At 40.1% G+C, this 24,457-nt stretch carries 23 protein-coding genes; 7 read left to right on the forward strand and 16 right to left on the reverse strand.

Annotation, left to right across the window (positions count from 1 at the left end):
- Window positions 1-13 precede the first annotated feature (13 nt).
- The 5 genes from bioD to C3F34_RS03175 form a co-directional block, all read right to left on the reverse strand.
- Window positions 14-655 (reverse strand): dethiobiotin synthase, encoded by a 642-nt coding sequence (gene bioD / locus C3F34_RS03155; RefSeq protein ID WP_016166078.1) that lies wholly within the window; start codon window positions 653-655, stop codon window positions 14-16.
- Window positions 652-1,431 carry a malonyl-ACP O-methyltransferase BioC gene (gene bioC, locus C3F34_RS03160; RefSeq protein ID WP_104441055.1) on the reverse strand — a complete coding sequence of 260 codons (780 nt, stop codon included), beginning with the start codon at window positions 1,429-1,431 and terminating at the stop codon, window positions 652-654. Before bioC ends, bioD begins: the two co-directional genes overlap by 4 nt.
- Before the next feature lie 9 nt (window positions 1,432-1,440).
- Entirely contained in the window at window positions 1,441-2,598 is a 1,158-nt protein-coding gene (locus C3F34_RS03165; protein WP_104441056.1) for an 8-amino-7-oxononanoate synthase, read from the reverse strand.
- The gene (gene bioA, locus C3F34_RS03170) at window positions 2,595-3,878 is read right to left on the reverse strand and encodes an adenosylmethionine--8-amino-7-oxononanoate transaminase (protein ID WP_104441057.1); all 1,284 of its coding nucleotides are present in this window, start codon (window positions 3,876-3,878) and stop codon (window positions 2,595-2,597) included. The genes C3F34_RS03165 and bioA overlap by 4 nt, the downstream gene beginning before the upstream one ends.
- Window positions 3,879-3,966: 88 nt before the next feature.
- The gene (locus tag C3F34_RS03175) at window positions 3,967-4,698 is read right to left on the reverse strand and encodes an alpha/beta fold hydrolase (protein WP_104441058.1); all 732 of its coding nucleotides are present in this window, start codon (window positions 4,696-4,698) and stop codon (window positions 3,967-3,969) included.
- 280 nt (window positions 4,699-4,978) lie between these two features.
- Here C3F34_RS03175 and C3F34_RS03180 point away from each other — a divergent pair, with 280 nt between their 5' ends.
- Together C3F34_RS03180 and C3F34_RS03185 are read left to right on the forward strand one after the other, a co-directional pair.
- Window positions 4,979-5,515, forward strand: a complete 537-nt coding sequence (locus C3F34_RS03180) for a peroxiredoxin (RefSeq protein WP_416333152.1) — start codon at window positions 4,979-4,981, stop codon at window positions 5,513-5,515.
- A 6-nt stretch (window positions 5,516-5,521) separates the two neighbouring features.
- Complete coding sequence (locus tag C3F34_RS03185; RefSeq protein WP_044739315.1) at window positions 5,522-6,031, forward strand: hypothetical protein; 510 nt, start codon at window positions 5,522-5,524, stop codon at window positions 6,029-6,031.
- Window positions 6,032-6,104: 73 nt separating this feature from the next.
- Here C3F34_RS03185 and ftn read toward each other — a convergent pair whose 3' ends face one another.
- Complete coding sequence (gene ftn / locus C3F34_RS03190) at window positions 6,105-6,569, reverse strand: heteropolymeric bacterioferritin subunit Ftn (RefSeq protein ID WP_026441177.1); 465 nt, start codon at window positions 6,567-6,569, stop codon at window positions 6,105-6,107.
- A gap of 572 nt (window positions 6,570-7,141) precedes the next feature.
- Between ftn and C3F34_RS03195 the strand changes: the two genes are divergently transcribed.
- On the forward strand, window positions 7,142-8,209 hold the full coding sequence (locus C3F34_RS03195) for an SDR family oxidoreductase (protein WP_104441061.1): 1,068 nt from the start codon (window positions 7,142-7,144) through the stop codon (window positions 8,207-8,209).
- Between the two features lie 359 nt (window positions 8,210-8,568).
- On the opposite strand, the gene ligA is transcribed toward C3F34_RS03195, so the two are convergent.
- The 5 genes from ligA to C3F34_RS03220 all read right to left on the reverse strand — a co-directional run bounded on the left by ligA (window position 8,569) and on the right by C3F34_RS03220 (window position 16,763).
- Window positions 8,569-10,608, reverse strand: coding sequence for an NAD-dependent DNA ligase LigA (gene ligA, locus C3F34_RS03200; RefSeq protein ID WP_104441062.1), 2,040 nt, complete (start codon window positions 10,606-10,608; stop codon window positions 8,569-8,571).
- An 89-nt stretch (window positions 10,609-10,697) separates the two neighbouring features.
- The gene (locus C3F34_RS03205) at window positions 10,698-11,639 is read right to left on the reverse strand and encodes a cell division protein ZipA C-terminal FtsZ-binding domain-containing protein (RefSeq protein ID WP_104441063.1); all 942 of its coding nucleotides are present in this window, start codon (window positions 11,637-11,639) and stop codon (window positions 10,698-10,700) included.
- A gap of 1 nt (window position 11,640) precedes the next feature.
- Entirely contained in the window at window positions 11,641-15,093 is a 3,453-nt protein-coding gene (gene smc / locus C3F34_RS03210; RefSeq protein WP_104441064.1) for a chromosome segregation protein SMC, read from the reverse strand.
- Window positions 15,094-15,102: 9 nt separating this feature from the next.
- Window positions 15,103-15,798 (reverse strand): GntR family transcriptional regulator, encoded by a 696-nt coding sequence (locus tag C3F34_RS03215; RefSeq protein ID WP_016165310.1) that lies wholly within the window; start codon window positions 15,796-15,798, stop codon window positions 15,103-15,105.
- A gap of 155 nt (window positions 15,799-15,953) precedes the next feature.
- Window positions 15,954-16,763, reverse strand: a complete 810-nt coding sequence (locus C3F34_RS03220) for a sulfite exporter TauE/SafE family protein (RefSeq protein ID WP_104441065.1) — start codon at window positions 16,761-16,763, stop codon at window positions 15,954-15,956.
- A 28-nt stretch (window positions 16,764-16,791) separates the two neighbouring features.
- On the opposite strand from C3F34_RS03220, the gene C3F34_RS03225 reads away from it, so the two are divergent.
- On the forward strand, window positions 16,792-17,550 hold the full coding sequence (locus tag C3F34_RS03225) for a biotin--[acetyl-CoA-carboxylase] ligase (RefSeq protein WP_104442282.1): 759 nt from the start codon (window positions 16,792-16,794) through the stop codon (window positions 17,548-17,550).
- Window positions 17,551-17,559: 9 nt separating this feature from the next.
- Complete coding sequence (locus C3F34_RS03230) at window positions 17,560-18,306, forward strand: pantothenate kinase (protein ID WP_104441066.1); 747 nt, start codon at window positions 17,560-17,562, stop codon at window positions 18,304-18,306.
- On the opposite strand, the gene C3F34_RS03235 is transcribed toward C3F34_RS03230, so the two are convergent.
- Complete coding sequence (locus C3F34_RS03235) at window positions 18,282-18,860, reverse strand: RBBP9/YdeN family alpha/beta hydrolase (RefSeq protein ID WP_104441067.1); 579 nt, start codon at window positions 18,858-18,860, stop codon at window positions 18,282-18,284. The two genes, C3F34_RS03230 and C3F34_RS03235, sit on opposite strands and share 25 nt — an antisense overlap.
- A gap of 145 nt (window positions 18,861-19,005) precedes the next feature.
- Window positions 19,006-20,415: a signal recognition particle protein gene (gene ffh / locus C3F34_RS03240; RefSeq protein WP_016165315.1), complete on the reverse strand. Its 1,410-nt coding sequence runs from the start codon at window positions 20,413-20,415 to the stop codon at window positions 19,006-19,008.
- A 138-nt stretch (window positions 20,416-20,553) separates the two neighbouring features.
- Here ffh and C3F34_RS03245 point away from each other — a divergent pair, with 138 nt between their 5' ends.
- Window positions 20,554-21,363 (forward strand): cytochrome C assembly family protein, encoded by an 810-nt coding sequence (locus tag C3F34_RS03245; RefSeq protein WP_016165316.1) that lies wholly within the window; start codon window positions 20,554-20,556, stop codon window positions 21,361-21,363.
- A 178-nt stretch (window positions 21,364-21,541) separates the two neighbouring features.
- Here C3F34_RS03245 and C3F34_RS03250 read toward each other — a convergent pair whose 3' ends face one another.
- Window positions 21,542-22,258 (reverse strand): hypothetical protein, encoded by a 717-nt coding sequence (locus tag C3F34_RS03250; protein WP_044739304.1) that lies wholly within the window; start codon window positions 22,256-22,258, stop codon window positions 21,542-21,544.
- A 344-nt stretch (window positions 22,259-22,602) separates the two neighbouring features.
- On the reverse strand, window positions 22,603-22,833 hold the full coding sequence (locus C3F34_RS03255; RefSeq protein ID WP_016165318.1) for a tautomerase family protein: 231 nt from the start codon (window positions 22,831-22,833) through the stop codon (window positions 22,603-22,605).
- 62 nt (window positions 22,834-22,895) lie between these two features.
- On the opposite strand from C3F34_RS03255, the gene C3F34_RS03260 reads away from it, so the two are divergent.
- Window positions 22,896-23,366: a winged helix-turn-helix transcriptional regulator gene (locus C3F34_RS03260; protein WP_044739303.1), complete on the forward strand. Its 471-nt coding sequence runs from the start codon at window positions 22,896-22,898 to the stop codon at window positions 23,364-23,366.
- A gap of 657 nt (window positions 23,367-24,023) precedes the next feature.
- Here the strand turns inward: C3F34_RS03260 and C3F34_RS03265 are convergent.
- On the reverse strand, window positions 24,024-24,446 hold the full coding sequence (locus C3F34_RS03265; protein WP_044739302.1) for a MerR family transcriptional regulator: 423 nt from the start codon (window positions 24,444-24,446) through the stop codon (window positions 24,024-24,026).
- Window positions 24,447-24,457 lie beyond the last annotated feature (11 nt).

The following is a 24,457-nucleotide window of genomic DNA, read 5'->3' on the forward strand; positions in this document are numbered from 1 at the left end:
TGTTTTTAAATGGTCACAGCACAGGAATATCAATCCATTGTGCTTCTGGAAAATGCTTAGCTAAATAAGCTTTCAGATATTCAGAAGTATCTTTGGAAATTAACGAATCTTGCGATTCATCATTTAAGTTATACGCCAAAGCATATAAAGATAAACCTCGTGCTTTTAAGGCTTCTAGGCTGAGTAAAGTATGGTTAATACTACCTAAACGCCCAGAACTGACTAAAATAACAGGAAACTTTTTCTGTTCTAGATAATCAATGGTCAGTAACTCTGTGGTGAGTGGCACCATTAAACCGCCAGCACCTTCCAGTAACACCACCTCAAATTTTTCTGCCAATTGCTGTGTTGCCGCTTCAATCTTGGCAAAATCAATGTCACGACCATCGAGTTTGGTGGCTAAATGTGGTGATGCCGGATAGCTAAAAATTTCAGGCATGGTCAGTTTGCTTTCATCTTCTGGCAACCAACCTGTCCCCATAATTTCACGGTGCTGCTGAATATCTTCAGAGACATCAACATTACCCGTTTGAATCAATTTTTGCGTGATAACCTGCTGACCTTGCGCATTCCATAACTTTGCCAGATATCCTGTGGTATAGGTCTTACCAATGCCAGTATCAATCCCACTGATAAAATAGATGTCTGCGCTCATGTTATTCTCCGTGCAATACAATAAATCGGGTGATAGCTGAGTACATACTGTGTTTGCCCTTGCTGATCGATCTCCGAAAACTGCTGATAATCTTGATAAAACTGTTGTAACGTGTTTTTAGTCCAACGATGTGAAGCACTGGTTGCCGTGACACCTGTGGCTTTCAAATGCTGTAACACTTGCTTGGGATGTGAAAAATGCAAGGTCTTGATCTGTTCACTCAGATGCAACACATCAAAACCTGTTTGCGTTAATACCTGTTGCAACTCAGACAAGGTATGATATTCAAGCCCCTGCCCCGTCAAAGCTTTAATTTCCTTTAAGTTCTTCTGCCCAAAAATAGAAAAACAGAAAAAACCTTGTTGCACTAAAGCATACGCAACTTTAGTAAAAACGGCCTGTAAATCGGTCATCCACTGCAATGCAGAACTGGAAGTCACTAAGTTTAATTGTGTTGGAAACTCAAGCTGTTCGATATCGCCAATTCGCCACTCAATCTGTTGCTGCTGTGGGAAATGGCGCTGAACTTCAGCATAAATGTCATTCAGAATCAGCCGATCAATTTGCAAATGTTGCAATAATAGATGACTCAAATTGCCAGAACCACAGCCGATCTCCAGGACACGTGCTTGATGTTGGGTCGGCAGATGATCCAGCATCAATTGCATCAGATGCTGGCAAATTTGCTTTTGTGCGATGGCATGTTCGGTATAGCTTTGTCCCGCTTGTGCAAAACGCAGTGCCACACGAGACTTATCTATTTGAGATGGATTCAACGCTAAAACTCATAACAAAGCGATAAACTGATCCAGTTCATCTTGCTGAAATTGGGTATTTAAACAGATACGTAAACGCGAACTTTGCACAGGTACTGTTGGTGGACGCACAGGCATAATATAGAAACCTGCCTGCTGTAACTGTGCCGCAGTATCGACCGTTTTTTGTGACTCACCAATAATGACAGGCACAATATGGCTGGTCGACGGACAAGCATACCCTTTTGCTTGTACGGCTTGTTGTAAATAAGCGCTTAATTGTTGTAAATGCTGACGACTGGTAGTCATCGTAAGCTGTTTTTTGAAGATAAAGTTGGTCCATGCCATACAAATTGGAGGCTGTGCGGTACTGAAAATCAAAGAACGCATACGATTAATCAGGAATTCACGGATAATCGGATGGCAAATCAAGTAACCACCAACTGATGCCATCGCCTTACCAAATGTCCCTACTAAGAAGTCAATCTGCTCAATCACTTGATATTGTTCAGCGCAGCCTAAACCTTGTTCACCACGTACGCCAATGGCATGTGCTTCATCTACATACAGCATGACTTTGGCAAATTGGGATTTAATCCGTACCAATTCAGTCAAATCAGTTTCATCGCCATCCATACTAAAAATGGATTCAGTCACCACAATAATGCGCTCAAAAGCCTCATCATCATGATATTTTTGTAGCAACTGCGACAGATGCTGTAAGTCATTGTGGCGATAACGTACATACTTGGCAGAAGAAAGACGAATCCCGTCAATCATACTGGCATGTACCAGTTTATCTGCCAAAATCAGTGTTTTGGCATCGCTAACTGCAGGTAAAATCCCAATATTCATATGGTAACCACTGTTAAACAACAGCGCAGCACGTCCAGCGAAAGCCTGACTTAAACTGGCTTCGAGCTGCTCATATTCAGGAAAATTCCCTGTCAATAAACGCGAAGAAGATGAGCTCATCAGACGATGCGCATTCGGGGTTTCATCAAAAAACTGTTCGCGTAAGCTCAGATCAGAAGCCAAGCCCAAATAGTCATTTGAAGCTAAATTCAACATACGGCGTTGCTGAATTTCAATCCACTTCCCCTGTTGGGAGTTTGAAGTAAATTGACGTAAATTACCCTGCTGTTTTAGCTCATCCAACTGTGCAGCGTAATGGTCTAACAAATTCATGCGGCTTCCTCTTGCATATGGCGAACCACATCTACCAGTTCAGTCAATAAAGTATTCAACTGCGTTTCAGAAATGACATACGGTGGCATGACATAGACCAACTTACCAAATGGACGAATCCAGATGCCACGTTTTACAAATTCTTGTTGTAGCGTTTTCATATCGACATTAAAGTTCAGCTCAACCACACCAATCGCGCCCAATACACGCACATCTTGCACATAATTGAGTTGTGCTAATGGGGCGAGATGTTGCTGCAATTGGTTGCCAATACGCTGAATGGTACTTTGCCAGTCTTGAGACACCAAAAGTTGCGTGCTGCGTAATGCCACTGCACAAGCCAGTGGATTGGCCATAAAAGTCGGGCCATGCATAAACACGCCCGCTTCACCTTTAGAGATGGTTTCAGCCACATGCTTCGAGGTTAAGGTTGCAGACAGCGTCATATAACCACCTGTTAAGCCTTTGCCGATACACATGATATCGGGTTCAACTTGTGCATGCTCCCAAGCAAAGAGTTTGCCTGTACGCCCAAAACCAGTTGCGATTTCATCAAAAATGAGCAGGATGTTATATTTTTCACAGAGCAGTTTAGCTTGGCGCAAATACTCTGGATGGTAGAAACGCATTCCCCCTGCACCCTGCACAATCGGCTCAATAATCAGACCTGCAATGCTGCGGTGATGCTGTTCCAAGGTTTGTGCGAGTTCAGCAATATCCGCTGGGTCCCAAGTCTGATCAAAACCGACTTGCGGTGCAGGAACAAAAATACGATTGGGTAAACTGCTGCCAAAAATCTGATGCATGCCCGTTACAGGATCACATACCGACATCGCATTCCACGTATCCCCGTGATAGCCCGAGCGTGGCGTCACAAAATTGGTCTTTTCAATATTGCCTTGCGAAGTCCAATATTGCACTGCCATTTTTAGCGCGACTTCGACTGCAACTGAACCAGAATCAGCATAGAAAATTTTGTCTAAACTGGGTGGTGTAATGTCTAATAACAGTTTGCCCAGTTCAATCGCAGGATCATGGGTTAAACCACCAAACATAATATGCGACATATTTTGCAACTGATCGGTCACCGCCTGATTCAAATCTGGGTGGTTATAACCATGAATCGCACACCACCATGACGACATACCATCAATCAGTTGGCGTCCATCATCTAGTTCAATGACTGCCCCATAAGCTTTCTTTACTTTGAAAGTTGGCAGCGGATTGGTCATAGAGGTATAAGGATGCCAGATATGTTCAAGGTCAAATAAATCAGTCATCCATAAACTCCTGTGGTGTCGTATTTTTTGCAATGTGGGCTATCTTAAACCTGCAAGTTTCTAAAAAACATTGCGAGAATGGTCATTCCTAGACAGCCTGAAGAGGTTGCTTCAGAAAATCTTCAATAATTTGCATAGTTTGCTCAACTTGGAAGCAAGGAAAACCATGCGAAGCATGTTCAATACTTACAACTTCTACATTTTCTGTAAGTAATTGCTGCATATTTTGAATAATTTCGCGAGGAACCAGAGCATCTTTCTCGGCAAACACATGCAATTGCTGCCCTGTATAATGCGCTAAAGTTTTGGCTAAATTCAACTGCTCTAATAACACTAAACCTTGTTCTAATAGTGAAATTGGTTGTGGCTTAATCAGTTTTTGCATTTGGATAAAATCTTTCTTGGCAGAATCTGCTCCTTGGCACACCAAAAATCCAAAACGCTTTAAGGTTGCTACAGCATCCTGTTGGAAGGACTGTTTGAATTGCTTAAATGTTTCTTGCGGCATTGCGGTTGACCAGTTTGGTTGTGCAACAAAACACGGATTGGACGCCAAGCTGATCAAGATTTTTTGTTCTGAAAACTGTTGTTCAAGCTGCTGTACTAGCAGTGTGGCAAGCTGTCCACCCAATGACCAGCCGATAATCACATCAAAACGACGCGCCAGTTCCACATGGTGTTGCAAGATTTCAGCATCGAAAGCATTAAAAATATTAATTAGCTCAACGACATATCCCTGTTGTTGTAGCTTGTGTTGTAAAGGCTCTAACAGTTGTGTACCACCACCCCAACCCGTAATCAGTAAAATACTTGCGTTCAACGTTTTGCTCTAAAAATAAAACTTTGCACAGCAGTATAACTGCTTTTATTTTGCGACTGAGCTGCATTTCCTATCATTATCAAACTGCAAAGTCACACAGTTCCGCCTTATAAAGTCATCTCACATATGGTTCAGGTTTTAATCAAATCACCAATCACCACACATAGTCGTTCTGGAATTTTGTTGTACGGGTGATAGCAATAGTTTGCTAAGATAAAGTTTCCTTAGCATCAAAAATTAGAAGAAAATGACTTTGAATCAATTACTCCGTGTCGGCTTAATGGGGATAACCTGTAGTTTCGGGACTTATCATTTAACTCATGCCGAAACTTCGATTTTTTCTTCTTCCACTGCAAGCCAAAAACAATGGGTTGGACAGGCAGCACCTAGTTTTAAATTACAAGATCAAAATGGCAAATGGCATGAATCCAAACAATATCGCGGTCAGTGGATGGTCTTGTATTTTTATCCCAAAGATGACTCTCCTGGCTGCACTCAAGAAGCCAACCAGTTTAAAGCACTGTATCCTCAATTTTTAAAAGCAAATGCTGTAGTCTTGGGCGTCAGCCTTGACGATGTTAAATCCCATCAAAAGTTTTCCAGTAAATTGGGACTCCCTTTTCCAATTTTAGCCGATCAAAAACAACAACTGGCAGGTCAGTTCGGCATAGTCCGTAATTTTGGTGTAGCTCAAATTGCCAAGCGTGAAACTTTCTTGATTGATCCTAAGGGTACTATTGTCTATCACTACAGCAGTGTGAACACACAAACACATGCCAAACAGGTTCTGGCAGATATTCACAAAATAAAATGGTAATCACTAATGCAATTACAAAACAATGAAAAAATTTTATATAAAACAAAGCCTATAAATTCTATTTACCTATTTCTCCTATGTATGATCATAGCAATATATGTTTCTTTTGCACTTCCGTTGCAGTCTAAACATTTTATAATGTTGGCTATATTATGCTTGTTGAGTTTTTTCAGATTTTTTGACTCTATTATTATTACCAACCAACGTATCATTTCACATCTGTTTTTGCGCCAGCGTACAGTTCAACTTTCTACATTGCAACAACCACCTTTTCTCACGATTGATCCTAAAAAATTCAGACAATATGAATGGCAACGTAAATTATTAAAACAAAATTTCCAAGATTTTTGGCTATACAAAACAGATATTTATTTTAAACAATTAATTAGTAAAGTAGATCCAAACCCTTTAGAAAGAATCTCTTTATCTCTTTTTTCAAAAAAACAGAAAGATCGAATCATTCAAACATTGGCACAATCATGGCAACTTGATCCAACGATTGAACATCGAGAATAAGCTGTAATTTGATATCAAAAGAAATTTAAACCAGAAAAAAACCCAGTGTTTACTGGGTTTTTTTATTTGAATCTTACATTTGCGACTGAATATAGTTTTGTAAGCCAATCAATTCAATTAAACGAATTTGCTTTTCTAACCAATACGTATGGTCTTCTTCAGTATCTGACATTTGCTGGCGCAACATATCACGTGTGACATAATCACCTTTTTCTTCCGCCAGTTTCACGCCTTGCGCCAATTTCTCACGTACATGATATTCCAGTGCCAAGTCTGCCTTTAAACAGGTCACCACATCTTGTCCCACATGAATATCATCACGGTTCATATTCGGTGTACCTTCTAGAAACAGTACACGACGAATTAAGGCATCTGCATGTGAGGCTTCTTCTTGCATTTCATGATCAATACGCTCAAAGATTTTACTTAAGCCCCAATCTTCGTACATACGTGAATGAATGAGATACTGATCGCGAGCTGCAAGTTCCCCACCGATCAACATATTTAAATAGTCTACTACTTCTGGATTACCGCGCATCTCGTTATACCCCATACCTTTTTAAAATATTATGGCGACATTTGAAAAGGATTGCAAAAGTTAAATTTTGTAAGCTTATGATTTTTATAAAATTAAAATGAGAAACATACGCATTTGCAGTTCAATTTAAGCCATTTTCCGCATATAAAATAAGCCTTTGCAGTATTTTGCATCTTAGGGCAAAGGCTATTTCATTCAAAATTTTGCTTATTTTAAAATTTGTAACTATTTAAAATGGTCCTTATTTCACCACGTCTTTAAAACATCACGAAGTGAAAATTATCACACCATGATTTTTTTATTATTAAAAATAAAAAGTTACTCTCAATTTAGAACAGCGAGTCTCCACTATTAGATAGTAAGCGTTAAATACACCTCCCAATAGTTTTGATTGATCACGTTGTCTATATGGGCTAATCAAGTCGTATTTACCTCGACCAATTTTGTTTTATAACGTGCATCAACATCTCCGTAAATGACGCATAAGTTAGAAACCTGTTTCCCATAAGCAAAGACTTTCATCACATTCAGGCTTACACTATGCCAATACTTAAAACAACAACGGTTGATCTATGACAAACTTAGCAACACAAGCACCTGTACTGGTCACAGGTGCCTCGGGTTATATTGCCAGTTGGGTAATTCAAAAATTATTAACCCAAGGCTATACCGTACATGCCACTGTCCGTGACCTGAACAAAACGCAAAGCTTCGCGCATTTATCTAAAATTGCAGAAAGCAGCGCAGGAACACTCAAACTCTTTAAAGCCAATTTGCTCGAACCAAATTCATTTAAAGAAGCCATGCAAGGCTGTGAAATTGTGTTTCATATGGCGTCACCTTTCGTCGTTACTAACTATAAAGATGCGGTGAAAGACATCATTGAACCTGCTGTTTTAGGTACAGAAAATGTTTTGAACACCGTCAATGAAACTGAGTCAGTCAAACGTGTCATCCTCACTTCGAGTATTGCATCGACATATGGCGATGCCGTGGATATTTTAAAAACTGATCATAATACTTTTGATGAAAGTCACTGGAATACCAGCAGCTCAGAGACCCATCAGCCTTATCCATATTCCAAAGTGATGGCTGAGCGTAAAGCTTGGGAAATGGCCGATGCACAAAACCGTTGGCAATTGGTTTGCATTAATCCAGCGTTGGTCTTTGGTCGTTCATTAACCCCAAATACGCAGTCAGGATCAATTGAGGTCTTACAACAATTTACCAATGGCTTAACTCTCGCGGGTGTTCCACCTATGTGGAATGGTGTGGTCGATGTTCAGGATGTCGCTGAAGCACACCTACAGGCTGCATTTAACCCCAAAGCAGCTGGTCGTTACATCGTCAGTGGCGATACTTTGAGTTTGCTTGAAATTGGTCAATTACTTAAAGCACATTTTGGTTGGAAATTTCCATTTCCACGCAACGAACTGCCAAAAGCAGCCTTTAAAGTGATTGGTCCGCTCATTGGTTTTAGCCGTGAATTTGTTGAACTGAATATGGGTTACCCGATTTATTTTGATGCGAGCAAGAGCCAAAAAGAATTAGGTTTACAGTATCGCGATGTCAAAGAAAGCCTGGTTGAGCATTTTCAACAATTGCTCAACGATGGTGTGATCAAACAATATATTCCTTGAAAATAAATAAAAAGCATAATGCTCGTCAATTTCATAGCTGACGAGCATTATGCTTTTTCTAAATTGATGAGGGCATATGAGACACGAAATGTCATCAGCAACTGTTCGAGACAACACTACATTAGAAAAAAAATGTTTCTGCGACAATTTTATTCATTGATGGCAATGAACGAGTTTTGCTTATGACTAAAGCCTTTGGTTACTTTGGACTAATCCAAAGTAACATACGAACTTCAAGCATTTGATGCTAATTCGGTAAGACTCCGCTGTGGCCCCCTCATCATTAAAAGTCGTTTTAGTCGTGCTTTAACTGAACACTATATATCTGAACAGTATATTTTTGATCCAAATCCAAAAATCTAAGCCTGTAACTGACCATAATCTTGCATCAGTTGAATAAACTCACTTTCATTCATCACATGAATACCGAGCTTTTCAGCTTTTTCTAGTTTTGAGCCAGCTTTTTCGCCTGCGACCAAGCATTTGGTTTTGCTTGAAACACTGCCACTAACACGCGCACCCAATGCTTGTAACATTTGCGTTGCTTCATCACGTCCCATTTGGCTGAGCGTACCCGTAATCACCCAGCTTTCACCATTAAAAGGTTGGCGTGTTGGAGCGACAGGTGCATCCCAGTGAATACCTGCTGCCAACAATCGATCCAAAACTTCAAGGTTATGCGGTGCTTGGAAGAAATCGACAATCCACTCTGCCGTAATATCACCAACATCGGGCGTTTTCTTTAAAGCCTCAATATCTGCTACCCGCAGTGCATCAAGAGTTTGAAAAGTATTGGCTAACATTCGTGCTGTGGTTTCCCCCACTCCGCGTATTCCAAGCGCATAAATAAAAGCGGCTAGCGTGGTCTTTTTGCTGCTTTCAATCGCATCAAAGAGATTTTGAACCGACTTTTCGCCCATTTTTTCAATAGTGAGCATTTTTTCACGATGTTCATGTAAGTGGTAAATGTCTGCGACATCTTGAAGTAAATCTAGATGTAACAATGACTCTACCCATCGATCACCCAAGCCCTCAATATCCATGGCTTTACGTGATACAAAGTGACGAATTGCCTCAATACGCTGTGCAGCGCAATATAAGCCACCCGAACAACGTGCTAAAGCTTCACCTTCAGGCATCACTACAGGTGATTCACAAACAGGACATTGTTCTGGTAAATGCACTTCCTGAGTATCATTTGGACGGAATTCGGGCCAGACTTTTTCCACCTTCGGAATCACATCACCACTACGGTACACACTGACCGTATCGCCAATACGCACATCTAGACGATGAATTTCCCCAATATTATGCAAGGTCACATTCGATACCGTGACCCCTCCTACAGCAACTGGGTTCAAACGTGCAACTGGGGTTAAAGTCCCTGTTCGTCCCACCTGCCAGTCAATATTTTCAACCGTTGTAAGCGCAGCCACTGCAGGAAATTTATAAGCCGTTGCCCAACGGGGTTCTCGACTTAAAAAGCCCAATTGCTGTTGTTGTTTTAAATCATTGACCTTAACCACCATTCCGTCAATTTCAACACTTAAATCTGGACGTTCCTGATTAATTTTTTCATAGGCTTGCTGTACAGCTTGGATGCTGTCGCAAATGAAATGACGCTCACCGACAGCAAAGCCAAACTCTGTTAACCAGTCCAGACTTGCAGACATGGTGGCTAAGCCATGATTCGGTTCACACTGTGCAATACCATAGGCATAAAATGCCAGTGGGCGTGCAGCGGCAATCGCTGGGTCAAGCTGTCTTAAACTGCCCGCAGCGGCATTACGTGGGTTAGCAAAAGTCTTTTCACCCTTGGCTTCATTTTCGGCATTTAACCTTTCAAAACCAGACTTTGGCATGAGTACTTCGCCACGGACTTCCAGTAAAGTTGGAACCACCCCAGAGGCATGCGTTAAAACTTTCGGTAAGTTACGGATGGTTTTAACATTCTGGGTAATATCTTCACCCGTTTCACCATCTCCACGAGTTACGCCACGAACGAGTACCCCATTTTCATACCACAATGAAATTGCCAAACCATCGAACTTCAATTCGACATCGTATTCAATCTTCTGATTCGGTAAACGTTCTTCAATGCGTCGTGCGAAAGCAAACAGCTCTTCTTGATTAAACACGTTGCCTAAGGACAGCATCGGCACAGCATGGGTCACCGATTCAAATTTTGCCAATGGCTTAGCACCGACTTTATTGGTCGGGGTATCAGCCTGAACCCATTCTGGATATTGTTGTTCTAATGCCTTCAGTTGGTGAAATAACTGATCATACTCACTGTCGGCAATGGTGGGCTGATCCATCACATAGTAGGCATGATTGTGCTGTGCCAGAATCTGAATCAGTTGACGCATTTGTGCGACAACAGTGTTTTGCTGAGTCATAGTTTCACCATAAAAAAGGGCGGTTTCTCCGCCCTTCAACAATCTTGTCTGCCTATTATAAAAGTCAGACTCTCATTTTCAATTTGATATTATACCGTTGCCTGTTGACCTGAACGATAGTCAATTGCTTGATGACGCCAGAATTCACGCGATTGAGCCGTCATTTCCTGTTGGTTCTGGTCGTAAATTGTGCCATCAATTTCACGTGCAATCAGGTTAGAAATACTGACCATGGTGTCAAATGCATTCTGAACATCGTTGTGTGGTAAAGCCAAGAAAAAGGCTAAACCTTTGACTTGCTCATTGGCTAGAGTTTCTAAGTCAAAGCCAGCAGGCCCTTCTTCGGTAATCTGTAAAACAGAAAATGAAAGCTTTTCATGTTCTTCATCATAACGATGGAAACATGCCATTTCACCATAACGAAGACCATATTTAAGCAACACTTTTAAAGTCTTGTCTCCGGTCAATACACGACGTTCTGGATAAATATTGAAAACAATAAATTCTTCTGCCGTTTGTAAAACACTTTCTTCATCGACACGTTGTTGTTCGTGTAAGTGCTCATCTAAAATGCTACTTTCTTCATTAAATTCAACAATTTCTGCTTTTTCAATATGATGTGCATTTAAATGTAAACCTTCATCTGCATTTTCTTCTATTTTCGCTGCCGCCGTTGCATCAACCACAGTCTCTGTTTGTGCTGCTTCTATTGTCGTTTCGGTATTTGTATTGACTGCTATCTCTGTAGCTTGTTGTTTTTCCGCGGTAACTTTAGGGTCATGCTTTTCAGTGATCTCTGCAACCACTTCAGCATCATTCAGCGTTGGCTCAACGCGTTCAGTTGCTTCCGTCGAGGTCTGCAATTGGTCGCGTACATGACGCGGAATAATTGGAAGCTGACTATCTGAATTCACCTGCAATTCACTATCAAGTGAAGGTGTTGCACTTGCAGGTTTTTTAAACAGCATGCGTAAACCAACTAAAATAATGATAACGGCAATAACAATACCGACTATTGTTGTGACTTCCATATTATGACTCCGCGACTAAACCGTATTCTTTTGCCTGTTCCAAATTTACACTAACAAGTTTTGATGTTCCAGGCTCTGGCATCGTTACTCCCAATAAGTCAGTTGCCATCGTCATTGCTAGCTTATTATGTGTAATGTAAATGAATTGCACTTGTTCAGAAAGCTCTTTTACCAAATTACAGAAACGACCAACATTTGCATCATCCAAAGGCGCATCAACTTCATCCAGTACACAAAATGGCGCTGGATTTAAACGGAAGATAGCAAACACCAATGCCAATGCGGTAAGCGCTTTTTCACCACCCGACAGCAATGCCAGTGAACTGTTTCGTTTGCCTGGTGGGCGTGCCATGAGTTTGACCCCAGACTGCCAGTCATCTTCCAAACTTAAGCTTGCTTCACCACCTTCAAAGACTTTCGGGAATAATTCCTGCAACTCAGCATTGACCTGATCAAACGTGGTCATAAATAATTTACGTGTTTCTTGGTCAATACTTTTCATTGCAGCTTGCAATTGTGCAACTGTGTTTTCTAGGTCTTCAATTTGATGGCTGAGTTCATCAAAACGCTTGGAAACTTCTTCATATTCTTCCGAAGCCGCCAGATTGACTGCCCCTAATTTGGCAAATTGCTGCTGAGCTTTTTCTAGTTTTGCTTGATGCGCAGGTAAATCAATTTCAAGACCTGTAATTAAGTCACTCCCCATCGCTTTTAACTGCTCAGAATAATGCTGAAAGTCAGATTTGGCTGCTTGCCATGACAACCGCTTTTCTTCCAGTTGCGTGCGTAAACGCTCATCTTGTTGCTGCTGTTGATGGCGTTGTTCGGTGACTTGCTGCTGCTTCTGTTGCACGCTGTTCAGTTCAAGTTGCCACGCATTCCACGTTTTTTGTAATTTTTCTGTTTGTTGAAATTGCTCGGCAAATTGCGATTCCAAACTCGGAAGCTCTAATTGAACTGGATCAACAAACTTTTTCGCCTGTTCCATCTGCTGACCAATTTGCAGATTTTGAGTTTTCAGGAAAGAGCTATCTTTTTCCAACAGTTCAATTTGTTGTTGGGTTTGCGTGTTTTGACGACGCAATACTTCCAACTCTTGCTGCGACTGTAAACTTTGTTGCTGTGCCAACTCTAATTGTTCAGTCAACTCATCGAGTTGGAATTGCGTGGTTTTATAGTGCGGTAAAACCTGTTCCAGTTTTAAGGTCAATGCATGCAAATCAATTTCAAGATCATCCTTTTGCATTGCATCTTCTTCAAGTTGTTCATCCAACTGTTGCAACTGGTCACGCAATTGTTGTTGCTGAATGGCAAAAGCCTGCGCACTGCTTTGTAACTTGGCAATGCTCACATCGAATTGTTGTAGTGTTTGTTGCTGCTGTTTGAGTAATACTTGCTGTTGTTTAAGCTGCGCCTGATGTTGCTCAATCTGTTGCTGCAAGTTAGGTAATTGCTGATCTGCCAGCTCATATTGTGTTTGTAAATGACTCAGTTCAATTTCAATACTTTCTAAACGAATCCGATGACTCAATGCCCCCTGACCTGCTTGACTGCTTTCATCATAAAGCAGACCAATCACCCAATCTGCCGCAACATGATAACCATCCAAAGTTAAAATCGACTGACCGTGCTGAAGCTGAGATTGATAAGACAAAGCTTCACTTAGTGTCGTCGCAATAGCAACCTGATTCCACAATGAATGCTGTGTAGAGGCAATCCAGTCTGCCAAACATGGCAACTGAGCCAAGGCCAGTTTACCAGCACCAACGCTCATTTTGAGTTGACGCGCAATACTGTCTTGAAATTCTGCCTCTGCATCCAACACTTCCGCCGAAAGCCACTTAGCAAGGAATTTCTCGATCAACTGCGCATGAGGTTTACCTTGTTCCGTCAGCTTCAAGGTTTGCATCAATTGCACATTGGCATTATGAGACTCAGGACTTTGCTTGACCAAAAGTTGGGTCAAATTTTTCTGTTCAGACTGTAATACTTGTATTTCAGATTTCAATTGCAACACTTTCGTTTTTTGCTGCGCAGATTGTTCCTGCACCTGTTCTAGCTGCTGACGCTGCTGCTGAATCATGTGCTCGGATTGTTCAATCTGTATCTGGAGCAATTGTTTGTCTTGTTCCAGCTGTTGAATATCTTCTGATTGCGCTTGAGTTTGGATCTGAGTGGCTTGGAGTTGTAAGGTTTGCTGTTGCTGCTCAATACGGACGATATTTTTACTCAATTGCTCAGACTGCGCCAACATTTGCATTTTCTGCTGTTGCTGCTTTTCCACCTGAGCTTTGATTTGTTCAAACTGTTGCTGAACTTGCTGCTGTTGCGCTTTTAAATCTTGATAACGTTGGCTTTGCTGTTGACTCAAAATGTCTTGTTGCTGCAACTGTTCAGTCTGAACTTCCTGTTGTTGTAATAAGGTTTCAAGCTGTAGTTCAATCAGTTGCAAACGCTCTTTGGTTTGTGCCTTTTGCTGTTCGAGTTGCGCCAACGTTGAGGTATTTTGCTGAAAGAGCGATTGTTTTTGCTCTAAAGTTACTTTTAGTTCAGCCAGCTTTTTCTCAGCTTGTTGCCACTCATTTTGCAATGGCATCGATTGTTGAATCAAACGTTGAAATAACTCACTGGTCGAACTTAAATCATGCTCCAACGTAGTTAAATCCGAGCGAACCAATTTAAATTGATCACCCAATTCATTCATTTGTACCGTATATTCTTGCTGTAAACGGCTGCTTTGTTCGCATTGGAAAGACAATACTTCGACTTTAATGCTACGAATGGTTTTTTCTAATTCTTTATATTGAATTGCCGTTTCAGACTGGCGCTTCAAAGTTTTTAATTGCGATTTAAGCTCTTGGGCAATATCTTCTAAACGAGATAAATTTTGGCTGGTATGGTCTAAATGTAATAACGTTTCACGTCGACGTGCTTGATAACGAGATACCCCTGCCGCTTCTTCAATAAATACGCGCATTTCTTCGGGCTTAGCATCGACCAAACGGTTAATCATGCCTTGTTCAATAATGGCATAAGACCGTGGACCTAGGCCTGTCCCCAAGAAAATATCGGTAATATCCCGACGGCGGCATTTGGTGCCATTTAAGAAATATTCAGACTTGCCATCTCGATTGACCTGACGGCGAACCGCTAATTCATTATAAGCGTTATAAGCACCGCCTAATTTACCATAAGTATTTTCAAAGCGAAGTTCGACACTGGCCATCCCTACAGGCTTGCGCTTGGCTGTCCCTGTAAAAATGACATCCTGCATACTACCACCACGCAGTTGGCGTGCATTGGATTCGCCCATGACCCAACGGATGGCGTCAATCACATTGGATTTACCGCAGCCGTTTGGTCCCACCACCGCACTACGGTTGGCTTTGAATTGTAATGTCGTGCTGTCGGCAAAAGATTTGAAGCCTGAAAGTTTTAAACTGCTTAAACGCATAATGTCCTGTTAACGTCGTGAACGACGCGCCCATGCTAATTCGATTTGTTTCATCCGTGTTAGAGATTCCAACACCAAGTTACGCAAGTGTCGACAAAAATCATCCATAAATAAAGTGGCTTGTTGTGATTTTCGGATTAAAATTGCATCACTCACCAGTTTAAACAACTCAAACGACTCTTGTAACTCTCTACGCGAAGTATTTAAGGTTAAGAAATAGCTGCGACGTACCGAAGGTAATAACTCCTGATAGAAATTCATCAAGTAAGGATTTGCTACCATCTCTTGCTGTCGTGCCAAATACTGAAAAATTAAATCATAAAATTTTTCAGTATGCCCATGACGACATTCTTCTTGAATTTGCTCCATCAGCTTTTGAAATTGCTCTGCTTCATGCTGACGCCAAGTTTCCGCAATGCGTTGCACAATTTGTCCAGACAACATGGCACAACTGTCAAATAATGCCCGCACCTGTTGTGCTGACATTTCAGAAACAATCGCACCCCGTCGCGGAAAAATCTGAATCAAATGCGTACGCTCTAACAGCAGCAAAGCTTCACGCACAGACCCCCGACTGACATCCAGCTCTTTGGCGATTCTTAATTCCTGTATTCGCTCACCTTCGACCAGTTCGCCACTAATGATCTGCTCACTAATATGCTTGGCAATTTGCTCTGAGAGGCTCTCTATTTCTTCTTGTTGCATACTTTTCCTATCTTGTTTTTATAAGATGCAATCCACAATACATCACATGACTCATGGAACAGTTTTAACTGATTTCATCCCTTCCACGCCATGTCATTGTCAGACAATATTATGTCTAAAAAGCCAATTTAAACAGCAAAAGTCATCATAAATCTTTAGAATAATTTTGAAAATCCTTGGTAAATAAAATAAAGACCTACGGTGGTGAGCAAGCCTGCGAAGCATCGCTTTAACATTGCAGGTGACAATTGATGAGCAACTTTCGCACCAAGTTTAGCTGTGACAAAACTCATCAAACTGATGCCTAAAAATGCATAAACATGAATATAACCAATGGTATTCGGTACATCGACCTGTGCTTTGGCACCAAACCACATAAAGCCTAAAGCACCTGCCACAGCAATCGGTAAACCACAAGCTGCCGATGTGGCAACCGCCTTTTGCATGACCACTCCATGACGGTTTAAATAAGGTACCGTTAGGCTGCCACCTCCAATCCCAAAAATCGCTGAGGCAATTCCAATACCACTACCTGCCAGCATCTGCTTTGCTGTCGAAGGAAGCTGCTTCGAGGTATCCACTTGAGCTTTTGCCCCTTTGAACATGCGATAAGCCACCCAAAGTGCAAAAAAGCCAATGATCAGTTGCAAGCCCTGACTAGGCAGTAAATCAGCAATCCCTGCACCTAAAAATGACCCTAAAATTAAGCCAGGTGCCAAGTGACGGAACACCGACCACAACACTGCACCTTGCTTATGATGTGCGGACACTGAACTAAATGAAGTCACAATAATGGTCGCCAAGGAAGTTCCCAACGCCATGTGCATAATGACCGATGGATCATAATGAAGTTGGGTAAATACAATATAGAGGATCGGCACAATAATTAAACCGCCACCCACACCAAATAATCCTGCGGTAAATCCTGCGATTGCACCAATCAGTAAATATATGATTAACTCCATAAATATTCTCAACTTTGCTCAGATTCAAATGGACGTAGAAACTCGCCAACTACAACAACGACTTCAAGCGGCTCAACAACTTCCTGAAGTCCTGATGCTCAAACCGACCACCGCATCAACCAATGATGATGTGCGTGAAATTGCACAAAAAGGTATACAAAGTGCATTGGTGTGTAGCGCCCAACAAACTCAAGGCCGAGGTCAGCGACAACGCCAATGGGTGTCACCCGAAGGAAACGTGTATTTAAGCACATTGCTAAATACTCGAACAGCAATAGATGGGCGTTTGGCTTTAGAAGTTGCCTTGAATATTCTACATATGCCTAGCCTGGAGCAATTGAATTTACAAATTAAATGGCCAAATGATTTGTACAGTGTACAAGGCAAATGGGGCGGCATTCTGATTGAGCCGATTACGCCAAACCAAGTCATTGTCGGTGTTGGACTCAACCTTGCACCTGTTACGGATGTAAGTATTGATCAACAAGTGACTTCACTCACAGAGCTAGGACTACAAGGCACTTCACGCATTGATTTGATTGCTGAACTTTATCTGGCGATTCACCGTGCTGGAGAATGGTTTGATCACCAGAGCTATAATTTGGCTGCTCGCTTTAATCGTTATGCCGCTTTTCAGCAACAAGCCGTCGAGTTTGAACATAGTACAGGGAACTGCGCTGGAACCTTTATCGGTATTCAAGACGATGGTGCGGTACTACTTGAAACCGAAGCAGGTATTCAAAGCTTTTACCAAGGTCGTTTACGACTCAGTACAGCAACCCGATAGGATGATGTAATGAAAAGTTTATGGCTTGATATTGGTAATACCCGACTCAAATATTGGATTACGCAACATGACCAAGTTGTGGAACATGCTGCTGAATTACATCTACAATCCCCTGCCGATTTACTTCTCGGGTTAATTCAACATTTTCAAGGCTTGAACATTCAACACGTCGGGGTTTCCTCGGTTCTAGACCCAGATAATAATCAGCGTATTCAGAGCATTCTGAAACGTTTAAGAGTACCTGTAATCTTTGCCAAAGTGCATACCGAATATGCAGGCTTAAAATGTGGCTACGATGATCCTACACAGTTAGGAATTGACCGTTGGTTACAAGTCTTAGCGGTTGCCAATGATGCGAATCAAAATTATTGTGTGATTAGTTGTGGTACGGCCCTAACCATTGATTTAGCGAATGGATTACAACACCTAGGCGGCTATATTCTGCCGAATTTGTATTTGCAACGTGATTCCCTGATTCAAAATACCAAAGGCATTAAAATTCCAGATGCGGCCTTTGAAGAACTCAGCCCAGGAAGAAATACTATTGATGCAGTCCATCATGGCATTTTATTGGGTTTGCTCAGTACCATTGAACGCGTTATGCAACATTCACCTCGACAGTTGGTACTCACAGGTGGTGATGCTGAATTGTTTGCCCAACATTTACAGCAATATCAGCCAATTGTTGAAGCAGATTTACTTTTAAAAGGTTTACAACATTATATTCATCATCAAACTGAAAGCATCAAAGGCTGAAGAATCTGCTGCAAGAGTGCAAATTCACTAAAACCATCCTGCTGGGTAAAGTGCCCTGCCTGTTTCACTTCCAGCAATTGCGCATTCATGAAATATCCAAATTGCAGCGCAAGCGGAGGTGGAACCACAGGATCATTATTGGAAAATAATACGATTCGATGTGCAATCTGACGGTGTAATACACGACTTTGTAAGGTTGTTTGCTGGATAAATGAATTAAGCTCAGGCTTTTGTGGCGGTACAGATTTAAACCCTGCCACACAAATAAGCGCCTCAATTTTTTGATGGTTTAAATGCTGACTCAAATAATGGGCGACAGCTAAGCAACCCAAACTATGTGCTATCACAATACTGTGCTCATTCAAGTTTGATATCTGCATATCCAATGCTTGTTGCCAAAGATCGAACTCAGGGATATCTGCATCAGGTAAAAAAACCAATTTCGCTACACCGTGCATAGCTTTGACCTGTTGTGCCAACCAAGCAAACCAATGATCTTCGGGCGAAGAATTTTCACCGTGAACAATAAAAACAGTTTTGGGCTGAATCGACATAACTACATTTCTTTTTATTCATTTTCGATCAAATACTAATCACAACTTTTATGATTTTATATTGATGTTTTGTAGTTCCTTAAAAATCTAAGACATAAAAAAATAGGTGCATCAAGCACCTATTTTTTTATTGAAGATTCTTCAATTATTTCTTTTGATCATTGTTACCAAAGAGTGGTCCCATACCACCACCGCCACCGAATTGCTTTTGCAAGCCACCCAATGAACGCATCATTTTTGCCATACCCGATGGGTTAGCAAACTTCTTCATCATTTTCGCCATTTGCGCATGTTGTTTGATGAGTTTATTCACTTCAACCACATCCATACCACAACCTGCTGCAATACGCTTTTTACGACTTGGGTTCATCAGGTCTGGGTTACGGCGTTCTTTAATGGTCATCGATTGAATAATCGCTTCCATTTTCTTCACTTGCTTTTCAGGGTTTGCTTGTGCAATTGCATCTTGAATCCCTGAATTGCTCATGCCAGGCAACTTGTCCAAGAAGCCCATCATGCCGCCCATTTTGTTCATTTGCTCAAATTGCATCAGCATGTCTTCAAAGTTGAAGCTGCCACCTTTTTGCAATTTTTTCGCCATTTTTTCGGCTTTTTCTTTGTCGATTTTGCGTTCAACTTCTTCGACTAAAGAAAGGACGTCACCCATACCCAAAATACGTTGTGCAACACGTTCTGGATGGAATGGCTCTAAGGCATCAAGCTTTTCGCCCATACCCAAGAATTTGATTGGCTTACCTGTAATCGCACGAACAGAAAGTGCTGCACCACCACGTGCATCACCATCGGTCTTGGTCAGGATCACACCCGTTAATGGTAACGCATCGTTAAACGCTTTCGCTGTATTTGCCGCATCCTGACCAGTCATGGCATCAACCACGAATAAGGTTTCAGTTGGCTTAATCGCAGCGTGTAGCTCTTTGATTTCATCCATCATGTCATCATCGACATGTAAACGACCCGCAGTATCGACAATCAAAACATCCGCAAACTGGATCTTGGCTTGTTCGATAGCACGATTGGCAATATCAATTGGCTTTTCATTGGCATTCGATTCAAAGAAAATCGCACCAACTTCACCAGCAACCGTTTGTAACTGCTTAATTGCCGCAGGACGGTAAACATCGGCAGAGACCATTGCCACTTTTTTCTTTTGGCGTTCTTGTAAGAAACGCGCTAATTTTGCCGCAGTGGTAGTTTTACCAGCACCTTGCAAACCTGCAAGAAGCACAACCACTGGAGGTTTTGCTGCGAGGTCAAGGCTTTCATTGGCCTCACCCATCATCTTGGTTAATTCGTTATAAACAATTTTAACGAAGGCTTGCCCAGGGGATAACTGTGTCATCACTTCCTGGCCTAATGCTTCTTCCTTAACTTTCGCGATGAATTCACGAGTTACAGGTAACGCAACATCGGCTTCAAGAAGTGCCATACGTACTTCACGTAACGTATCTTTAATATTATCTTCGGTTAGCTGCCCTGAGCCAGTAACATTTCTTAAACTCTGCGTGAGTCGTTCTGTTAAGGTATCAAACATTGCAAAATCCGCTTAAAATAGCCAGTAGCAAAAAAATCTTTCTTAAAATAGAAAATTTATGCATAAGATGCTATAGGATACTGTAGTTCGAGTCGAATTTATATAAATGAATATTCATCATCCTGAAAAAGGTTTGACATGATTAGTCTCCCCTTGGTTTATACCATTTTGGCTTTAATTGCCTATACCACCTCTTTTTGGTATTTATTCCTGCATTTAATGTCGAAACGTGAACCAAACCATTGGTTTATTGGCGTAATTTTGGGCTTGGGTCTACTGCTGCATGCAGGAGTGCTTTACCACGATATGATTACGCCGCTTGGGGTCAATTATGATGTTTTTGTACTCATGTCCTTTACCTCAGGTTTAATGCTCCTACTGAGTTTAATTTTTAGTACCTATCGCCCCATTCTGGCATTAAATTTAATTGGTATTCCTGTCGCTGCGACAGGGCTGATTTTAGGTTTCGCCTTTAGTAAGCCTAATCAATTTATTGAACAGCATTCGGTTAGCCTGGATATTCACATTATTCTGTCTTTATCGGCTTATGCCGTTTTACTGATGGCAACCATTCAAGCGGTAATTTTATGGTTCCAAAACCGTGAGCTAAAAAACAAACAAAAGAAGCGTATTTGGGTTAATTTGCTTCCCTCTTTTCAAGCGATGGAATCGTTATTGTTTGATTTAATTCAAACAGGCTTTATTTTACTGACTACAGCATTAGTGTTTGGTTTCTTCACCATTGAAGATTTCTTTGCTCAGCATTTAGCTCATAAAACTGCGTTCAGTATTATTTCATGGTTTGTCTATGGTTCTCTGTTGATTGGTCACTACAAATTTGGTTGGCGTGGGCAAAAAGCCATTCGCTTTACCCTGATTGGCTTTTTCCTTTTAGCTGTTGGTTTTATTGGTTCTAAGTTTGTACTTGAAATGATTTTAGGAAGATAAAGGCATTTTTTCAGTTAGGCTGATTAACGATATAAAACATTCTTCATCAAGCAAACAAGGAACATCAAAATTCAATAGAAAAGCTCAGTTTGTCTAAATTGGGCTTTTATTCAACCATCAACCTATTGATTTTAAATACACTATATAGTGCATTTCGTACAAGGCGTATTATGTTGATTTAACTTCTCTTAAAAGTATTAATAACAACTCTCTCTAATTCTTCTTTTGCATCATCCCTTAAAATATTTCCATGAGCAGCGACTAAACTTGTAAAATTTAAGCTCAATAGTTGGTTAAAATCATACTCAAGACTATCTTTTTGTCTAGAAACTTTCTTCAACCATGGACCACCTATAAATAATCCTAAGCGGAATCCCATTAATAACAAAATAATTTTGCTTAAAAAGCTTATATGTCTCCAATCATCCCAGTATTGAATACTATCTGTTGTAATTAACAACTGACTATCCTCAAGGAAAAGAGCAGCCTCAGGAAACTTTGCTGATTCAAAAATAAAGAATTTGCTGTTTAGGATAGGAGAATCGGTTGTTGCATTAATAACTTTATTGGGCTGCAATTCTGAGTAATTATCATAGTGCTCTTGACTCCAAAAATTAGCTTTATATGTATCAATATAAAATTGGTCATCTAAGCCATGAAAGTCGCCTAAACGAATAATATTTTTAACAGTACCTAATTTATCCAAATGTTCTAAGTTTTTACTATCAAGACGAACAGCATTAATTAAGGTAAGTTCAGATCCATCTCGGACAATGACCATATTACGATTCATTTGTAATAGTGGTCCAATTTTCATACTTCCTCTCACCAAATAAATATTGGGAAAAATTTCAATCAAAGGGTCTTGTATTGTTGCTACTGCGTATTTGTTCATAATTAATAGTTTTAAAGATCAATTGAATTTCAATACTATTCCAGTTATATATTTTTGATTAACGTAAATTTCTTATAATTATAATTTATATTTAAAATAATGATCGTTATTCGAAGTAGGTTTGTATATTAATTTAAATATCAATTATTTTAAAATTTCATCATAGTTAAAAATGCACAAAACCGATTTTGAAACAAGTCAGCATTTTATTCAGCGAATTTTTCACTTTCAGCCAATAAAAATGATCGAAACAAAATCATCTTGATTACTAAAAGTTGTGATGATTAAAATCATCACAACTTTTCAGTCGGGATTGTTCTAAGTTTTGGGTAAGTACTTAATTTTTATTTATCCATTTCATTAAGAACCTGAATCATTTCTTTTGTAGGCTTTAAATGACCTAGTTGCCATTGTTCAGGTGGATGTTCATCAATCCGAATCCAAATATGCTCTCTAAAAGCAGCTCTTCCCTTCCCTTCAATTTCCACAAATAAATCTGTTAAACGCTTAAAAAGCTCAGCTTTACTGTCTTTATCAAGTAAACCTTCTATTGTTTGTACATGAATGAATGGCATATTATTATCTCAATTAAGTCTAGGTCTATATTCAAGACTCAGATTAAGCGGAGTTCTCCTGAATGTCAAATCAAATATCTTTGAGTCACAAGTTTTCTTCCGAAGCCTGTGGAATTGTTAAAATTGCTGAAATTCTAAATGACCGATGGACCATTCTCTTATTAAGAGAAGCCTTTTATGGAGTAACTAAATTCAATGATTTCATGAAAAATACAGGTATATCCAAGCAAATCCTATCCAATCGATTAAAGCATCTTGTTGAATTAAATATATTAAAGTTGTCTTTATACAAAGAAATGGGAACAAGAGAACGTCAAGAATACTTACTCACATCAAAGGGAAGAAGTTTGAATGTGGTATTACTGGCTATGTTAGAATCTGGTGGTCATTTTTTATCAGAAGAAGAGCCTGTCGTTAAAATTTTCCAAAAAGATCAAGATGTGGCGCTTAGATTGAAACTTGTTAATGAAAATAATCAAGTGGTTAGTATTAACGATGTGGAATTAAGAACTGTTTCTAATTCTAAAAATTAGTTTAGAAAAACTAATCAGACTTCTTTCATCAATTACTTTCTGCTTAGCTCTAAATTTTGGGCGCCACTGCATAAAGCTTAAGAACGTTCTGTAATGAAAAAGAGTTATACAGAAATACTTCTACCTTAAAAGGGTAATAAAACTATTAATATCCTATCAGAAAAGTCTTTTTACTCTTTTGCAAAGCGCCAATTTCTTATTCCTCTTTAACATAATCGTGCTTATACAAAATAGATTTTTAAGATTACCTTAAGATCAGTATCTTATTCTTATACATACCCTCTGGAACGATCTCGTTCAACCGACTTAGAAATAGGTCGGTTTTTTTATGTGCAATTTTTATACTTCTGTCCAATAAATCTAATTACTTCTCAACCCAATTAAAGCTTTTCCAGCAGGTTCAACACAAAAAATATCTCCAATTTCAGAGGATAAAAAGAAGACAAATTTTATCCTGACTTGTACGTATATGCTTACAACAATTCCCGCTCTTTGCGGCTGTACGACTTCAGGTGGATTTCTTATCATGGGAACATAGAAAACAGGAAGTTCCAAAGAACAAAAATAAGAAAGATCGCACAAGGACTGCAAGGTACGACAGGAGTTATACCAAGCGAACCAATACGAAAAAGCCCGACAGGACGTCGGGCTTTTTTATTAATACGTGCTTTTTGTAATGTGATATAAGTTTTCAATCATATCTGAAATTATGTCCCTATTTTTAACGAAAGAATTATCTTCAATATATTTTTTCACATCATGAAGCGTATTTTTCCCATATTCCAACAACGCGATTTGTTGATCAATAATCTCTATTTTTTTGTCAATGAGTTGATTAGAAATATCATTACAGGTTTCAGAAGGAGGTTTGGTCTCAAGTTCGATTAACTGTTTAATCTCTTCCAAACTAAAGCCAATGGTTTTTAAACAAATAATTAACTTAACTTTTTGCTCATGTATATCACCATAACTCCTATATCCATTTGATAGTCGGTCAGGAATTAATATTTTACGCCTTTCATAAAAACGTAAAGTGTCTAGTGAAAGACCATATTTTAAAGAAAATTGACGAATATTCACTCAACCACCAC

It is taken from the genome of Acinetobacter sp. ACNIH2, assembly GCF_002934965.1.
Lineage (GTDB): Bacteria > Pseudomonadota > Gammaproteobacteria > Pseudomonadales > Moraxellaceae > Acinetobacter > Acinetobacter tandoii.

Coding starts and splice junctions, on each gene's coding strand:
- bioD (WP_016166078.1), bottom strand. CDS start 655: ATGAGCGCAGACATCTATTTTATCAGTGGGATTGATACTGGCATTGGT.
- C3F34_RS03165 (WP_104441056.1), bottom strand. CDS start 2,598: ATGAATTTGTTAGACCATTACGCTGCACAGTTGGATGAGCTAAAACAG.
- bioA (WP_104441057.1), bottom strand. CDS start 3,878: ATGACTGATTTATTTGACCTTGAACATATCTGGCATCCTTATACCTCT.
- C3F34_RS03180 (WP_416333152.1), top strand. CDS start 4,979: ATGGGGATAACCTGTAGTTTCGGGACTTATCATTTAACTCATGCCGAA.
- C3F34_RS03185 (WP_044739315.1), top strand. CDS start 5,522: ATGCAATTACAAAACAATGAAAAAATTTTATATAAAACAAAGCCTATA.
- ftn (WP_026441177.1), bottom strand. CDS start 6,569: ATGCGCGGTAATCCAGAAGTAGTAGACTATTTAAATATGTTGATCGGT.
- C3F34_RS03195 (WP_104441061.1), top strand. CDS start 7,142: ATGACAAACTTAGCAACACAAGCACCTGTACTGGTCACAGGTGCCTCG.
- ligA (WP_104441062.1), bottom strand. CDS start 10,608: ATGACTCAGCAAAACACTGTTGTCGCACAAATGCGTCAACTGATTCAG.
- C3F34_RS03205 (WP_104441063.1), bottom strand. CDS start 11,639: ATGGAAGTCACAACAATAGTCGGTATTGTTATTGCCGTTATCATTATT.
- smc (WP_104441064.1), bottom strand. CDS start 15,093: ATGCGTTTAAGCAGTTTAAAACTTTCAGGCTTCAAATCTTTTGCCGAC.
- C3F34_RS03215 (WP_016165310.1), bottom strand. CDS start 15,798: ATGCAACAAGAAGAAATAGAGAGCCTCTCAGAGCAAATTGCCAAGCAT.
- C3F34_RS03220 (WP_104441065.1), bottom strand. CDS start 16,763: ATGGAGTTAATCATATATTTACTGATTGGTGCAATCGCAGGATTTACC.
- C3F34_RS03225 (WP_104442282.1), top strand. CDS start 16,792: ATGGACGTAGAAACTCGCCAACTACAACAACGACTTCAAGCGGCTCAA.
- C3F34_RS03230 (WP_104441066.1), top strand. CDS start 17,560: ATGAAAAGTTTATGGCTTGATATTGGTAATACCCGACTCAAATATTGG.
- C3F34_RS03235 (WP_104441067.1), bottom strand. CDS start 18,860: ATGTCGATTCAGCCCAAAACTGTTTTTATTGTTCACGGTGAAAATTCT.
- ffh (WP_016165315.1), bottom strand. CDS start 20,415: ATGTTTGATACCTTAACAGAACGACTCACGCAGAGTTTAAGAAATGTT.
- C3F34_RS03245 (WP_016165316.1), top strand. CDS start 20,554: ATGATTAGTCTCCCCTTGGTTTATACCATTTTGGCTTTAATTGCCTAT.
- C3F34_RS03250 (WP_044739304.1), bottom strand. CDS start 22,258: ATGAACAAATACGCAGTAGCAACAATACAAGACCCTTTGATTGAAATT.
- C3F34_RS03255 (WP_016165318.1), bottom strand. CDS start 22,833: ATGCCATTCATTCATGTACAAACAATAGAAGGTTTACTTGATAAAGAC.
- C3F34_RS03260 (WP_044739303.1), top strand. CDS start 22,896: ATGTCAAATCAAATATCTTTGAGTCACAAGTTTTCTTCCGAAGCCTGT.